Genomic DNA, 14,120 nt, shown 5'->3' on the forward strand with positions numbered 1-14,120 from the left:
TGCGCAACGAAAGGAACCCCCTCATGCCGCAGCCCAGTCCCGTCCGCCGAGCGGATGCTCCCGATTTCACCCCCACCGCCGAAGAGATCGCCCGCCTGCGGGAGAAGGCCCGCTTCGTGCGGCTGGAGACGATCCGGCTGATCGAGATCGCCAAGGTCGGCCACTACACCTCGGTCTTCTCCGCCGCCGAGATCTTCGCCTCGCTGTACTACGACGTGATGTCGCTGCGCCATGGCGAGCCCGCCTGGCCCGACCGCGACCGCTTCCTGATGGGCAAGGGCCACGCCGCCGTGGGGCAGTTCCCCATCCTCGCGGAATGGGGCTTCATCCGCCCGGAAGAGCTGGACGGCTACACCCGCCTGGGCAGCGCGCTGGGCGACCACCCCGACATGACCAAGGTGCCCGGCATCGACTTCAGCTCGGGCTCGATCGGCCACGCGCTCTCCGGCGGCTGCGGCATGGCGCTGGGTGGGCGCATGTCCCAGCGCGACTTCCACGTCTTCGTGATGCTGGGCGATGGCGAGATGCAGGAAGGGCAGGTGTGGGAGGCCGCGCTGTTCGCGGCCCACAACAAGCTCTCGCGGCTGGTCGCCATCGTGGACCGCAACGGCTACCAGCTCGACGGCAAGGTGGACGAGGTGATGGGCGTCGAGTCCCTGGCCGAGAAGTGGCGCGCGTTCGGCTGGGAGGTGCACGAGGTGGACGGCCACAGCGTGCGCGACCTCACCGCGCTGCTGCGGCGCCTCAAGGCCGACACGGGCCGCGACAAGCCCGCGTGCGTGATCGCCAGGACCATCAAGGGCAAGGGCGTTTCCTACATGGAAACCGAACCCGGCTGGCACCTGGGCTACCTGGCGCCGGCAGACGCGCAGCGCGCCATCGAAGAAATCATGAGCAAGGAGATCTGAACCATGAACCCCCAACCCCTTTCCCCCGACTCCTGGCAGTACCGCGCCTTGAACCAGATCACCCCGGGTCTGAACCATTTTTCGGACGCGCTGATCGAACTGGCCGAGCAGGGCCACCCCGTGATGGCCGGTTCGGCCGACCTGCAGTACTCCAACGGCCTCAACAAGTTCGCCAAGGCCTACCCCGATCGTTATGTGCAGTTCGGCATCTCCGAACAGAACATGGTGACGGCCGCCGCCGGCCTGGCGACCACGGGCCAGATCCCCTTCGTCGCCACCTTCGCGTCCTTCCTGGGCCTGCTGTGCTGCGAGCAGATCCGCATGGACGTGGCCTACAGCAAGCTGCCGGTGCGGCTGGTGGGCCACCACACCGGCATCTCGCTCGGCTTCTACGGCACCTCCCACCACGCGACGGAGGACATCGGCACCATGCGCTCCATCGCGGGGCTCACGGTGATCTCGCCCGCCGACGGCCCGCAACTCGCGAGCGCGATCAAGGCCTCGATCGGCTGGCCCGAGCCGATCTACTTCCGCATCGGTCGCGGCCGTGAGCCCGACGTGTACGAGAAGAACACACCGTTCGAGATCGGCAAGGCCATCGAGCACAGCCGGGGCACCGACCTCACCCTCATCGCCTGCGGCATGGCCGTGAAGGGCGCGCTCGAGGCCGCGGCCGCGCTGGGCCGCGCGGGCTTCTCGGTGGGCGTGATCGACATGGCCACCATCAAGCCGCTGGACCGCGACGCGGTGCTGCAGGCGGCAGCGCGTTCGCGCCTGCTCATGACGGTGGAAGAGCACAACGTGCTCGGTGGCCTGGGCGCTGCCGTGGCCGAGGTGCTGGCCGACGAAGGCGCGGGCGTGCGCCTGGTGCGCCACGGCATCCACGACGAGTACAGCCTGATCGCCCCGCCCACCCACCTGTACGCGCACTACCGGCTCGACGGCCCCGGCATCGAGGCCGTGGCGCGCGAAGCCATGCAGGGCAAGCGCGCGGCGGCCCGGCCCGCGCCGGCCTTGGTGGCGGGAGGCGCGCGATGAGCGCCGTGTCCGCGACGATGCGCTTCATCGACCACGGCCAGGGCGGTGGCCCCGAGGTGCTCGTGCCGCGCACCGGCCCCACGCCGGTGCCGGCGGCCGGCGAGGTGCTGGTGCGCGTGGCCTATGCGGGCGTCAACCGCCCCGAAGCCCTGCAGCGGCGCGGGCTCTACGCGCCGCCGCCGGGTGCCTCCCCCATCCTGGGCCTGGAGGTGTCGGGCGAGGTCGTGGCATTGGGTGCGGGTGTGACGCGCTGGTCGGTGGGCGACCCGGTGTGCGCGCTGACCAATGGCGGTGCGTACGCCGATTGCGTGGTGGTGCCCGAGGGCCAGGCGCTGCCCGTGCCCGAGGGCATTTCGATGCGGCAGGCCGCCGCCTTGCCGGAGAACTTCTTTACAGTCTGGGCCAACGTCTTTCAGCGCGGCGGTCTGCGCGCCGGGGAAAGCCTGCTGGTGCATGGCGGCTCATCGGGCATCGGCCTGACGGCGATCCAGCTGGCCAAGGCCTTCGGTGCGCGCGTGCTGTGCACGGTCGGTAGCGCCGAGAAGGCGGCGGCCTGCAAGGCCGCAGGGGCTGACATCGCCATCAACTACCGCGAGCAGGACTTCGTGGACGTGGCGCTGAAGGCGACCGAGGGCGCCGGTGTGAACATGGTGCTCGACATGGTCGGTGGCTCCTACGTCGAGCGCAACCTGCGGGCCCTGGCCGTCGAAGGGCGGCTGGTGCAGATCTCGTTCCTGGAATCGTCCCGGCCCGAGCTCGACTGGACGCCGCTGATGGCCAAGCGCATCACCTTCACCGGCTCCACCTTGCGCCCGCGCAGCCTGGCGGACAAGACCCGGATCGGCCAGGAGCTGGTGGAGCAGGTGTGGCCCTTGTTGAGCGCGAAGCGCGTGGCGCCCGTGATCCACCAGGTGTTCCCGCTGGATCAGGCCTCCCAGGCGCATGCGCTGATGGAGTCCTCCGAGCACATCGGGAAGATCCTGCTGGAGGTCTAGGCCCGCCCGCGGCTCATCGAGGGCCGACCAGCTCCGACTCCACGCGCATGTCCAGCACATAGGCATAACGCGAGGCGTCGGCCGGCGGGTTCTGGATCGTGTAGCGCTTGACGCGCAGCACGTTGCGCGTGCCCGCCTGGTGCGTGAAGCCCTCGATGTTGCCGTAGAAGTGGCCCCATTCGCCGGTGCCGGTCTTGAGGCCGGCGCTGTTGTACTTCACCTCGCGCACCTGCATGCACTGCGCATTGCGCACCACGCCGTGGCTGCAGGGCTGGAGCTGGGGGCCCACTTCCAGGAACAGGGTTTCGCCCGCGCCGCCGTAACGCGTGGCGTCGGTGGGCTTGCCCACCAGGTGCCAGCGGCTGCCGTCGTTGAACTGCAGCAGCACGCGCGGCGGGTTGGCGTCCTGGGCCAGGTGCACGCGGGTGGCGCGGCTGATCTGCGTGGCCACGGCCTGTTCCAGCTGCATCAGCTGGCGGTCGGGGCAGGCCATCATCGTGCTCACCGGGCGCGAGATCGTGATGTCGATGCCGTTGAGCTGGTAGCCCGCGCCGATGCCGTTGCAAAGCCTGTCCACCACCACGCGCTGGTCGCCCGGCTTGTCGCCCGGGACAAAGCTCAGGCGCACGACGCGCTGGGGCGCGAGCGCGGTGAATGCGGGCAGTGCGCGGCCGGTGGGGTCGTCCGCCTTTTCCAGCTCCCAGTGGAAGGCCTGCAGCGTTTTGTTGAGAGACGAATCGTTCATGGCGTTGGCCGACGGGGCGGTGGTGTTGGCGCAGGCCGTCAGGCCCAGCAGGCTGGCTGCGGTGAGGGCGATGAATGTCCAGCGTTTCATGTGAAGGTTTCCTTTCTGTGGTCCGCCAGGACAGCATGGCGGATGTGTTTGTTTCATGCAAGCTCTCCTACATATTGAGGATTGACAGCCGTCCAGGTGCCGCCGAGGATGGTCGGCGGTGTCCTTCCCCCAACCATACAGGAGCATCATGGCCGCCTACTTTCATCTCAAGCCTTCGGGCACGCAGTGGATGTTCAACCTCGTGGCGGGCAACCACGAAATCATCTTGACCAGCGAGCGCTACACCGCCAAACAGAGTGCGCAGGGTGGCATTGCGTCGGTCCAGGCGAATGCACCGGTCGATGCCCGCTACGCGCGCCTGAACGACGCCGCGGGAAAGCCTTATTTCGTGCTGAAGGCGGCCAATGGTGAGTCGCTTGGAAAAAGCGAGACCTACTCATCGGCGGCCGCGCGGGACCAGGGGATCGAGGCGGTGAAGGCCGCGGCGCCGGGCGCGCCAACCAAGGAGTGAAGGTCTCAGCGCGACGTGCTGGTGTAGATGCGGTTGCGCCCTTCCAGGCAGTACGTCTGCGCGTGAAAGATCGGCCGGTTCTGTGCGTAGTGCACCCGGTCGAGCAGCACGTAGAGCTGCGGCTGGCGGTTGCCGCGGTCCCAGCCGATGGCACTGGAGTGGACCGCGTGGTATTCCACCTCGGTGCGGTCCGTGCGCACGCCCAGGCGCGCGAAGATGTCCACGAACGACATCGAGAACAAGGTCTCGTCGAGCACCTCGGGGAACAGGCTGTCGACGTAGCGGTCGTAGCCATAGCTCAGCAGTTCGTCGTCGCTGTAGATCGCGCGCTCGGTGTAGAGCACGCGCGCGCCAGCGGGCAGTTCCAGCTTGCGGGTTTCCTCGGGCGTGCCGGCGCGGCGTTCCAGCCTGTGCAGCACGATGCGCGGCGTGCGGCCCTGGCCCCTGATCGACTCGGTGAGAGACTCGAAGTGGCCCATGCCCATGGACGCGGGCGGCGGCGGGGGTGGGCTCACGATGGTGCCCACGCCACGCTGGATGCGCAGCAGGCCCTCCGTCACCAGGCGGCTGATGGCCTCGCGGATGGTGTTTCTCGACACCGCATACGTGCCGGCCAGCGCGGTCTCGGCCGGGATGGCCTGGCCCGGCGACCATTCGCCGGCCGACAGGCGCCGGCGCAGGTCCTGCGCCAGTCGGTCGGGCAGGGTCAGGACGTCAGCTCGGCCCATGACTTGCGCTCGCCGGCGAAGTTCCTGTAGACCTGCTCGCCGGCCACGATGGGCTCGAAGCGCGGCACCTCGCCAGCCGGCGCGAAGTCGCGCGGGTCGATCACCTGGTGGTAGTTCGGGTGGATGAACAGCGGGATCGAATAGCGCTCGCGGCCCGAGCGGTTGATCACCCGGTGCAGCGCCGACTTCAACCGGCCGTTGCTCCAGCGCGTGAGCAGCTTGGCGACGTTGAGCACGATGGCCTCTTCGTCGGGCACCACGGGCAGCCAGTCCTTGTCCGGGCCGAGCACTTCGAGGCCTCCGTTCATGTCCTGGATCAGCAGCGTGATCAGGCCCTGGTCTTCGTGCGCGCGCACGCCTTCGTCGGCGATGTGCTGCACCACTTCCTGCGGCGGGTAGTGGACCACGCGCATGTTGGAGTAGGTGTTGCGCGACACGTTGGCGAAGAAGTCCGCCGGCGCACCCAGGTGCAGCGCAAACGCCTGCAGCACCGATTCGCCGACCCGGAACATGTCGTGGTAGCAGGTCTCGAGGCGCTCGCGGAAACCGGGCACGTCGGGCCAGGGCGTGGCCGCGTAGAACGGCAGCGGCAGCAGGGCCGGGTCGATCGGCGGGATCGGATGGCCCATGCTGAAGGCCTCCTGTCCGCTGGGCTTCTGGCCTGGCTTCGCGTTGTCGAACATCGGCTGGAAGCCGCGGTTGGTCTTGCGCTCCTGGTACGGCGCCTTGGCTTCCTCGCTCTGGCCGAAGAAGGCTTCGGCGGCCCGGAAGGTCTCGGCGATGACCGCGGGCGACACGCCGTGGCCCACCAGTTTCATGAAGCCATAGGTCTCGGCGGCGCGGCCCATGTCGTGGGCGATGGCCTGGCGCGCGGCCGGGTCGTCGCCGAAGAGCGGCGAGATGTCGATGGTCGGGATCGCGTGCGCGGCGGTGGTGGTGCTCATGGGTGCTCTCTCAATTGGCCTTGATGCCCGGGTTGAACGCGTTGGTCATCATCTCGGTGACGGGGGCCACCGACTTGATCTGGTCGTATTCCTTGTAGAAGGCCATGGTGTCCTCCCACACCTTGGGGTCCATCCACAGCAGGCCGCGCGCGCGCGTGTCGGCGCTCTGGTTCAGCGGGTTCTGCACCTTCATGCGCCAGGCGAGCTTGTCGGCGCGCTCGATCTGCTGCGGGTAGGCATCGACCAGCTTCACCGCCTCGGCCGGGTGGTCGATGGTGAACTTCAGGCCCCTGGCCACGGCGCGCACCACCTTGCGCACGGTTTCGGGCTTTTCCTTGATCATCTTGCCGCTCGTGAAGAGCGTGTCGCCGTAGGAGGCCACGCCGTGTTTCGAGAAGCGCAGCACCTTCCAGGTCTTGCCCTTCAGGTGCGCGGGCGCGTCGGCCTTGGCGGCTTCCAGTTCGACCTGGTAGGTCTGGTTGTGCAGATGGCCCGTGAAGTAGTCGACCTTGCCGACCAGCAACGGCTCGGCGTTGGCCAGCACGGTCTCGACCTTGACCTTCGACAGATCGAGGTTGTTGCGTTTGGCCAGGGCCTTCAGGAACATCTCACCATCGGCCTGGATGCCCACGCGCTTGCCTTCGAGGTCCTTCGGCGCGGGATCCGGGTCGCCGGGGTTGCCCAGGCCGATGTACACGTAGGGCAGCTCCTGGATCAGCGCGCCGATGGCCACCACATCCACCGGCGACGGCGCCAGGCGTGCCGACATGATGAACGAATGGGCCATGACCCCGAACTGGGCCTGGCCCACGCCCACCGTGGGGATGGGGTTCTTGCCCGGGCCGCCGTCGATGAAGCTGACCTTGATGCCTTCTTCCGCGAAGTAGCCCTTGGCGTCGGCCACCATGAGTGCCGCGTACTGTCCGTTGCGCAGCCACGAGAGCGCGATCCGGATATCTTCGGTCGGGGCCTGCGCGGCGGCGCCGCTCCAGGCGGTCAGGCCCATGGCCAGGGCGGCGGCGAGGCGGATGAAGGGGGCGCGCATGGTGGGGCTCCTTGAAGATCGGAAAAGACGGGCAGAAAAGAAATGGCCTGGGAGGGTGCGGATCACTTGCCGCCGGTGCGGCTGCGCTCGCTCCAGTTGATGCGCGCGCCGATCACCTGGACCAGCATGTAGATCGCGTAGGACAGCACGGCGGCCAGCAGCGCCACGGCATACACCTGGTCGCCGCGGTACTGGGCCATGGCGCGGTTGATCACGTAGCCCAGGCCTTCGGAGGAAATCATCCATTCGGCGGCCACCGCGACGATGATGCTGCCGCTGCCGGTGATCTCCTGTGCCGCGAGGATGTAGGGCACGGAGTACGGCAGCCGCACCTTGAGGAACACCTTCCACGGACTCACGTCGAGGATGCGCATGCGGTCCAGCACCACGGGGTCGACCGCCGCCAGGCCGCGCAGGGTGTTCACCAGCACGGGGAAGAAGCCGGCGATGGTGACGATCGCCACCTTGGTCCACAGGCCGTCGCCCACCGCGAGCACCAGCACCGAGGCCAGCGCCACATAGGGCACGTTGCGGATGGTGATGGCCGCTGGCATGAGCAGGCGGTTGAACATCGGCAGCGAGGTGAACAGCACCGCCAGGCCGATGCCGACCAGGTTGGCGAACAGGAAACCGATCGCCGCCGCGCGCAGCGTGACCATCAGGTGCTGCGTCACGAACGAGGTTTCCTGGGTCAGCACCGCGAGCACCTGCGTGGGGCGCGGAATCACGAACTCCGGCAGCCCCGAGAACGCGATGGCCAGGTACCACAGGCCGAGGATGGAGATCACGGGCAAGGCGATGCGCGAAGCGATCGTCAGCGCGCGCAGCGCCGCGGTGCGCGCGGCGGCGGCAGGCGGCACCGGCGCGACGGCGGCTGGGGTCACGGTGGTGGTGTTCATGCGGCGGCCCTCCATTGGCCGAACAGCAGGCCGCGGATGCGGTCGGTGAGGTCCACGAATTGCGGATCGGTGCGGAAGGCCGCCGTGCGCGGGCGCGGCGAGGGCACGCGGATGTCGGCCAGGATGCGGCCGGGCGCTGGCGAAAACACGATCACGCGATCGGCCAGCAGCACCGCTTCATCGACGTGGTGGGTGACGAACAGCACGGTCTTGGGGCGCGTGGCGAGCTCGGTGCCGAGCCACAGGCCCAACTCTTCGCGCTTCATTTCGTCCAGCGCGGAGAAGGGCTCGTCCATCAGCAGCACCTCGGGGTCGTGCGCGATGGCCGACGCGAAATTCACGCGCTGCAGCATGCCGCCCGAGAGGTGGTGCGGCATCTTCTCCTCGTGTCCCGCCAGGCCGAAGTCGCGCAGCAGGCCGCGCGCGGGCAGGCCGGCGCGACCGGTCACCTTCTGGGTGAACTCGACGTCCTCGATGGCGCGCTTCCACGGCAGCACCGCGGGCCGCTGCGACACCAGGCCCAGTTGGCGCTGGCGCCGCACGGTGGCGGGCGGCAGGCCGCCGATGCGCACCGAACCGCTGCTGGGCTGGTCCAGGTCCGCCACCAGGCGCAACAGCGTGGTCTTGCCACAGCCCGATGGCCCGACCAGGGCGATGAACTCGCCGGCCGCGATGTCGAGGTCGACCGATTCGAGCGCCACGGTGGGACCGAAGCGGCGTGAAACGTTTCTGAGTTGAATGTCTGCGGACATGATGTCTGGACGTCCCCAAAAGTGGGCGGGTTGTTGGACGTCCAATGTCCAAAGCGAGATCCATGCCACGGAAGTGCGGATGACCTGGCGCGAAAAAAAAGGCCCGCATCGCGCGGGCCTTTTTGGTCGGTGTATGGCGTCCCGATACTTGTCCGCCCGTCAGGACCGGCGGGCGTGGGCCATCTTATCGGCCCCTTGTGACAGCGCTGTGGCAGGCCGGCCTTCGATCCCTCAGGCCGGGCCTTCTGTCAGGCTGCGGCGGGGGCCAGGGCCGGCAGGGCGGCCGTGCGGCGGCGGCGCGCCACGGCACCACCGACGAGGCCCAGGCCGGCCAGCAGCAGGGCATAGGCTTCGGGTTCGGGCACCGGGGTCACGAGCGAGCTGAAACCGGGGCTGCCGACATCGCCGACCGTCGAGGTCCACGAGCCATCGGCATCACCGACGGAGGACAGCACCCAGCCGTGGATGTTGTTCTGGCCGAGCTCGGCGAAGCTGCCCGGGCGGGCGGCGTTGAAGCGCGGGCGCACGCCACCGATGGTGTTGTCGCCGTAGGTCAGGCGGTCCACCAGGTTGAGCTGCGCGTCGTAGATGTTGACTTCGTCCGCGCGCGCGAAGTTGGGCGCCATGAAGCCGATCACCTTGACCGAGCTGTCCAGGTTCCAGCGGGTGCGGAACAGGTCGGGGTCGATCTCGGTGATGATGACCGACTCGCCCGCGCGCACGACGCCGAACTCCGACAGGTTGAAGGTCAGGCTGGTGCGGCTGTCGTCGTCGTAGCTCCAGCCGGTGAAGTCCACATCGGTGACACCGGTGTTGGTGAGCTCGATGTACTCGCCTTTTTCGTCGCTCACCGCGCTCTGGTACGAGAACTCGGTGATGAAGACGCTGGCGTGCGCCGGCGCGGCGACGACCAGGGCGCTGCCCGCGAGCAGGGTGGCGGCGAGCATGCGGTGAAGGGTGGACATTTTTTTCATGGAAGAACCTCGTTCAGGGTTGGAGTGGTGGACGGAAAACGGGAGCGGTGATCAGGCGGTGGTGGCGACGCGGTTGCGGCGGCGCGCCATGAAGCCGGCCAGGCCCAGGCCGGCGAGCAACATGCCGTAGGTCTCGGGCTCGGGCACCAGGGCGGCGGGCGTGAAGACGAACACCGACGGTTGTTCCTGGGTGATGTAGATCACGCCGTTCTCGTCGATGGTCACGCCCTCGGCGGTGCCGCTGAGGAACTTGAGGTCGATGAAGCCCAGCACCTCGCCGGTGCGGGTGATCTCGAACAGCCGGCGCGATTCCTGGCTGATGACGAGCAGGTGGTCGTCGATGCCGGTGCCGGAGAGGCCGGGCACGGTGGAGAGCACCTGGATGTCGGCCAGGTCGAGCGGGCGGACCGAGCCGGTCCAGTCGGGCTGCGCGAACACCATGTTGGCCGGGTTGAACAGCGCGCCGTGGCTGCCCGTGCCGGTGTTGAAGTCGATGTTCGCTTGCAGGATCGCCAGCGGGTTCTTTTCCTTGACGGCGATGAAGCTGCCGTTGCGCGGATCGAAGCTCACGCCTTCCAGGCCTTCGTTGTTGCTGTAGCTGCCGAGCGAGTAGGCCGGCAGGCTCGCGCTGCGCGTGGCGGTGGTGTTGGCCGTGTAGTCCACGCGGAACAGGCTCTGCGTGCGCTCTTCGCCCAGCACGAACTGGCCGTTGCCCACATAGGTCAGGGCTTCGGTGTCGTCGAAGCCGCTGAGCTTCATCGAGCCCAGCACCTCGCCGGTGCGCGTGACTTCCACGATGGCCTCGCCTTCGTCGCCGACGACGAACAGGGTGCCGGTGTCCCAGTTGTAGGTGATGGCCGAAGCCTCCGAGACCATGCCGGCCTGGCCGGGCAGGCGGAACTGCTGGGTGAGCGTGTAGCCCCCGAGGTTGAGCGAGGGCGTGGTCTGGGCGTGCGCCGAGACCGTGAGGCCTGCGCACAGCGCAAGCAGAAGGGAGGGGAACTTCATGGTGTCTCTTTCGTCTTGGGCGGCTCGACGCGAGTCCGCTTGCGGCGGAATTCTGGGCACCGAGCATTGCGGGCCTGTTGCCGGTTGACGCTTTTTTCGGGCCTTGCCGTGCGCCGTTCGGACCATGCGGGCGCTTCGCCTTCGCCGTGGTGATGCCGAGCGCGGTTGCTGCGCTTCGGGCCGAACTTGATGAGCCGTTCGGCTCAGTAAAGCCGCGGCCCGCGGTTGCATTTCCGTGACGCACGCTCTGCATCATCTGACGCAGTCCGGCGCTGCGGTTGCATCCCACCGCGCGCCATCCAACGTGCTGCAAAGCCCACCACCAACCAGGTCCTGAAGATGAAGCCCACCCTTGTTCCGCGCTGCCCATCCGTTCAACGCCGCCTGCCCGCCTGCCTCATGGCGCTGGGCCTGCTCACGGCCCCGTCCGTGTGGGCCGACACCGTGGCGCAGAGCCTGCCGTTCCAGCAGAACTGGTCCAACGCGGGCCTGATCACCGCGGCCGACAACTGGTCGGGCGTGCCCGGCATCGTGGGCTACCGCGGTGACGACCTCGTGACCTCCACCGGCGCGAACCCGCAGACCGTGCTGGGCGTCGGCTCGCAGGTGGTCAACGTGCTGGCCAACCAGACCAACCCCAACACGCTCACCAACGGCGGCGTGGCCGAATTCGCGATCGCCAACCCCGTGGTCGCGCTCAACGGCTCGGGCACCGCCGACGCGCCCAACCTCGTCATCCACCTCAACACCACCGGCCAGCAGGACATCCGTGTGGCCTACACGCTGCGCGACCTCGACGGCTCCAGCGACGACGCGGTGCAACCGTTCGCCCTGCAGTACCGCGTGGGCAACACCGGCAACTTCATCAACGTGCCGGCCGGCTTCGTCGCCGACGCCACCACCGGCCCGAACCTCGCCACCGCCACCTTCCCCGTGTCGGTGGTGCTGCCGGCCGCCGCCAACAACCAGGCCCAGCTGCAGGTGCGCATCATCACCACCAACGCGGTGGGCAACGACGAGTGGGTCGGCATCGACGACATCGCCATCACCGGCACGCCGGTGGGTGGCACCATCAACCAGCCGATCGCCACCGCCTGCCCGGCCAGCAGCGCGTTCGACCAGGGCGTGGGCGGCACGCTGGCCCTGAGCGCCACCGACAGCGACAGCGTGGTCAATGGCCTCACGCTGGGCAACGGCACGCCCGCCGGCATCTCGCTCGACGGCTTCCAGCCCGCCGTCGCCGACGGCGGCACGGCCACCGCGTCGCTGGTGGTCGCCGGCTCGCTGGCCGCGGGCAGCTACCCGGTGCAAGTCACCTTCTCCAACAACGAACTGCAGACCGCGCTGTGCAACCTCACGGTGACGGTCAACGGCAGCCTCACCATTCCGCAGGTGCAGGGCAGCGGCGCGCAGAGCCCGCTGGTGGGCCAGCCGGCCACGGTGCGCGGCGTGGTCACGCTGGTCACCAACAACGGCTTCTTCCTGCAGGACCCGGTGGGCGACGGCGATGCCAGCACCTCCGACGGCATCTTCGTCTTCACCAGCAGCACCCCGGGCGCCAACGTGGTCGCGGGCAACGAACTCAGCGTGACCGGCACCGTCACCGAGTACCGCACCGGCACCGGCGCGCAGGCCGTGGCGCGCCCGCTCACGCAGCTCACCACGCCCACGATCGCGCTGCTGTCCACCGGCCACACCGTGGCGCCCACCGTGATCACGCTGCCCGAAGTGGCCGAGGGTGAACTCGAGCGCTACGAAGGCATGCTGGTGCACATCGCCACGCCGCTGACCGCGTCGCAGAACTTCTTCCAGGGCCGCTACGGCCAGGTCACCCTCTCCGCCGAGGGCCGCCTCGAGAAGCCGACCAACCGCCACCCCGCCGGCTCGGTGGAAGCGCTGGCGATGGAAGACGAGAACGCGCGCCGCCGCATCCTGCTCGACGACGGCCTGTCGATCCAGAACCCCGACCCCACGCCGTACCTCGGCGCCGACACCACCCTGCGCGCCGGCGACGTGCTGCCCTCGGGCGTGACCGGCGTCATCGACTACGGCCTGGCCACCAACCTCACCGACGGCATCAGCGACTACAAGATCCACCCGACCGAACCGGTGGTCTTCAGCCGCGAGAACGCCCGCCCGGGCACGCCCGCGCCCGTGGGCGGCAACGTGCGCGTGGGTGCCTTCAACGTGCTGAACTACTTCACCACGATCGACCAGGCCGGCGCGAGCTGCTTCCCCGGCGGCGGCCGTTCCGACTGCCGTGGCGCCGACAGCGCGGCCGAATTCACCCGCCAGCGCGACAAGATCGTGAAGGCCATCGTCGGCCTCAACGCCGACGTGGTGGGCCTGATGGAGATCGAGAACAACGGCAACACCGCCGTGCAGAACCTGGTGAGCGGCCTCAACGCCGTGGCCGGTGCCAACACCTACGCCACCATCGCCATGCCCACCGGCGGCAGCGGCACCGATGCGATCCGCGTCGCCATGATCTACAAGCCGGGCAAGCTCTCGCTGGTGGGCCAGGCCCGCAGCGACACCAACGGCGTGCACAACCGCCCGCCGCTGGCGCAGACCTTCGCCGCCGCCAACGGCGAGCGCTTCTCGGTGGTCGTCAACCACTTCAAGTCCAAGGGCAGCTGCCCGAGCGGCTCGGGTGCCGACGCCGATGCGGGCGACGGCCAGGGCTGCTGGAACGCCACCCGCGTCGACCAGGCGCAGGCCCTGCTCGGTTTCATCTCGCAGATCCAGTCCACCTCGGGCTCGAACGACGTGATGGTGGTGGGCGACATCAACGCCTACGGCAAGGAAGACCCGATCCTCGAACTGACGAACAACGGCCTGGTCGACGAGATCGCGCGCTTCAACGCCTTCGGCTACTCCTACGTGTTCGACGGCGAAGCCGGCTACCTGGACCACGGCCTGGCCACGGCCAGCCTGAGCGCCAAGGTGACGGGCGCCATCCACTGGCGCATCAACGCCGACGAGCCCTCGGTGATCGACTACAACACCGAGTTCAAGCTCACCGACTACTACACCAACACGGTGTACCGCTCCTCCGACCACGACCCGGTGCTGGTGGGCCTGGCCCTGCGCAAGGCCGTCAACGGCACGGCCTCGCGCGACACCCTGGTCGGCACGGCCGGCGATGACGTGATCACCGGCGGCCCCGGCGCCGACGTGCTCACCGGCGGCGCGGGTGCCGATGTGTTCGTCTACACCGACCTGCGCGATGCCGGCGACCGCGTCACCGACTTCGCGCCCGGCACCGACCGCATCGACCTCAGCGCGCTGCTGCAGTCCATCGGCTACACGGGCGGCAACGCCATCGCCGACGGCGTGGTGCGCCTGGTCGACAGCGCCGCCGGCCTGGTGGTCCAGATCGACGCCGACGGCCACGCCGGCCCGCTCGCCGCACGCCCGCTGCTCACGCTCAGCGGTGTGAACGCCGCCCAGATCGTGGCCGCCCGCGACCTCGGCCTGTGACGCCTGCCTCTTTCACCGACATCCCTTTCAATCCGGAGC

Annotated in this window: 12 protein-coding genes and 2 pseudogenes; 5 read left to right on the plus strand and 9 right to left on the minus strand. The window is 68.6% G+C overall.

Annotation, left to right across the window (positions count from 1 at the left end; all coding sequences use genetic code 11):
* Positions 1–23 precede the first annotated feature (23 nt).
* Genes AC3WPZ_RS12095 through AC3WPZ_RS12105 form a run of 3 tightly spaced genes read left to right on the plus strand, consistent with a single transcriptional unit; the run spans position 24 to position 2,941 of the window.
* Positions 24–908 (plus strand): transketolase, encoded by an 885-nt coding sequence (locus AC3WPZ_RS12095; protein WP_382161000.1) that lies wholly within the window; start codon positions 24–26, stop codon positions 906–908.
* 3 nt (positions 909–911) lie between these two features.
* On the plus strand, positions 912–1,946 hold the full coding sequence (locus tag AC3WPZ_RS12100) for a transketolase family protein (protein ID WP_444688373.1): 1,035 nt from the start codon (positions 912–914) through the stop codon (positions 1,944–1,946).
* A 17-nt stretch (positions 1,947–1,963) separates the two neighbouring features.
* Positions 1,964–2,941 (plus strand): NAD(P)H-quinone oxidoreductase, encoded by a 978-nt coding sequence (locus AC3WPZ_RS12105; RefSeq protein ID WP_492439802.1) that lies wholly within the window; start codon positions 1,964–1,966, stop codon positions 2,939–2,941.
* A 13-nt stretch (positions 2,942–2,954) separates the two neighbouring features.
* Here the strand turns inward: AC3WPZ_RS12105 and AC3WPZ_RS12110 are convergent, their stop codons facing one another.
* Positions 2,955–3,776 (minus strand): DUF4377 domain-containing protein, encoded by an 822-nt coding sequence (locus AC3WPZ_RS12110; protein ID WP_492439756.1) that lies wholly within the window; start codon positions 3,774–3,776, stop codon positions 2,955–2,957.
* Positions 3,777–3,924: 148 nt separating this feature from the next.
* Between AC3WPZ_RS12110 and AC3WPZ_RS12115 the strand changes: the two genes are divergently transcribed.
* Positions 3,925–4,248, plus strand: a complete 324-nt coding sequence (locus tag AC3WPZ_RS12115) for a YegP family protein (protein ID WP_492433074.1) — start codon at positions 3,925–3,927, stop codon at positions 4,246–4,248.
* A gap of 5 nt (positions 4,249–4,253) precedes the next feature.
* Here AC3WPZ_RS12115 and AC3WPZ_RS12120 read toward each other — a convergent pair whose 3' ends face one another.
* The 8 genes and pseudogenes from AC3WPZ_RS12120 to AC3WPZ_RS12155 all read right to left on the minus strand — a co-directional run.
* Complete coding sequence (locus AC3WPZ_RS12120) at positions 4,254–4,976, minus strand: GntR family transcriptional regulator (protein WP_492433076.1); 723 nt, start codon at positions 4,974–4,976, stop codon at positions 4,254–4,256.
* Positions 4,955–5,920: an isopenicillin N synthase family dioxygenase gene (locus tag AC3WPZ_RS12125; RefSeq protein ID WP_382323459.1), complete on the minus strand. Its 966-nt coding sequence runs from the start codon at positions 5,918–5,920 to the stop codon at positions 4,955–4,957. Before AC3WPZ_RS12125 ends, AC3WPZ_RS12120 begins: the two co-directional genes overlap by 22 nt.
* 10 nt (positions 5,921–5,930) lie before the next feature.
* Positions 5,931–6,965, minus strand: a complete 1,035-nt coding sequence (locus AC3WPZ_RS12130) for an ABC transporter substrate-binding protein (RefSeq protein WP_492439758.1) — start codon at positions 6,963–6,965, stop codon at positions 5,931–5,933.
* A gap of 62 nt (positions 6,966–7,027) precedes the next feature.
* A complete protein-coding gene (locus AC3WPZ_RS12135) occupies positions 7,028–7,864 on the minus strand; it encodes an ABC transporter permease (RefSeq protein ID WP_444688369.1) in 837 nt (278 codons plus the stop codon).
* Positions 7,861–8,616 (minus strand): ABC transporter ATP-binding protein, encoded by a 756-nt coding sequence (locus tag AC3WPZ_RS12140; protein ID WP_382160977.1) that lies wholly within the window; start codon positions 8,614–8,616, stop codon positions 7,861–7,863. The genes AC3WPZ_RS12135 and AC3WPZ_RS12140 overlap by 4 nt, the downstream gene beginning before the upstream one ends.
* Before the next feature lie 248 nt (positions 8,617–8,864).
* Positions 8,865–9,590 (minus strand): lamin tail domain-containing protein, encoded by a 726-nt coding sequence (locus AC3WPZ_RS12145; RefSeq protein WP_492439760.1) that lies wholly within the window; start codon positions 9,588–9,590, stop codon positions 8,865–8,867.
* Between the two features lie 51 nt (positions 9,591–9,641).
* Positions 9,642–9,743, minus strand: a pseudogene (locus AC3WPZ_RS12150) (PEP-CTERM sorting domain-containing protein); the annotation flags it as partial.
* Between the two features lie 24 nt (positions 9,744–9,767).
* Positions 9,768–10,829: pseudogene (locus AC3WPZ_RS12155) on the minus strand (SdiA-regulated domain-containing protein); the annotation flags it as partial.
* A gap of 108 nt (positions 10,830–10,937) precedes the next feature.
* On the opposite strand from AC3WPZ_RS12155, the gene AC3WPZ_RS12160 reads away from it, so the two are divergent.
* Positions 10,938–14,081 (plus strand): ExeM/NucH family extracellular endonuclease, encoded by a 3,144-nt coding sequence (locus AC3WPZ_RS12160; protein ID WP_492439762.1) that lies wholly within the window; start codon positions 10,938–10,940, stop codon positions 14,079–14,081.
* Positions 14,082–14,120: the final 39 nt, after the last annotated feature.

It is taken from the genome of Hydrogenophaga sp. FW305-3-2-15-A-LB1 (assembly GCF_058787875.1).

Bases quoted from the DNA above. Each gene is read 5' to 3' on its own strand.
- AC3WPZ_RS12095 (WP_382161000.1), top strand. From the start codon at position 24: ATGCCGCAGCCCAGTCCCGTCCGCCGAGCGGATGCTCCCGATTTCACC.
- AC3WPZ_RS12100 (WP_444688373.1), top strand. From the start codon at position 912: ATGAACCCCCAACCCCTTTCCCCCGACTCCTGGCAGTACCGCGCCTTG.
- AC3WPZ_RS12105 (WP_492439802.1), top strand. From the start codon at position 1,964: ATGCGCTTCATCGACCACGGCCAGGGCGGTGGCCCCGAGGTGCTCGTG.
- AC3WPZ_RS12110 (WP_492439756.1), bottom strand. From the start codon at position 3,776: ATGAAACGCTGGACATTCATCGCCCTCACCGCAGCCAGCCTGCTGGGC.
- AC3WPZ_RS12115 (WP_492433074.1), top strand. From the start codon at position 3,925: ATGGCCGCCTACTTTCATCTCAAGCCTTCGGGCACGCAGTGGATGTTC.
- AC3WPZ_RS12120 (WP_492433076.1), bottom strand. From the start codon at position 4,976: ATGGGCCGAGCTGACGTCCTGACCCTGCCCGACCGACTGGCGCAGGAC.
- AC3WPZ_RS12125 (WP_382323459.1), bottom strand. From the start codon at position 5,920: ATGAGCACCACCACCGCCGCGCACGCGATCCCGACCATCGACATCTCG.
- AC3WPZ_RS12130 (WP_492439758.1), bottom strand. From the start codon at position 6,965: ATGCGCGCCCCCTTCATCCGCCTCGCCGCCGCCCTGGCCATGGGCCTG.
- AC3WPZ_RS12135 (WP_444688369.1), bottom strand. From the start codon at position 7,864: ATGAACACCACCACCGTGACCCCAGCCGCCGTCGCGCCGGTGCCGCCT.
- AC3WPZ_RS12140 (WP_382160977.1), bottom strand. From the start codon at position 8,616: ATGTCCGCAGACATTCAACTCAGAAACGTTTCACGCCGCTTCGGTCCC.
- AC3WPZ_RS12145 (WP_492439760.1), bottom strand. From the start codon at position 9,590: ATGAAAAAAATGTCCACCCTTCACCGCATGCTCGCCGCCACCCTGCTC.
- AC3WPZ_RS12160 (WP_492439762.1), top strand. From the start codon at position 10,938: ATGAAGCCCACCCTTGTTCCGCGCTGCCCATCCGTTCAACGCCGCCTG.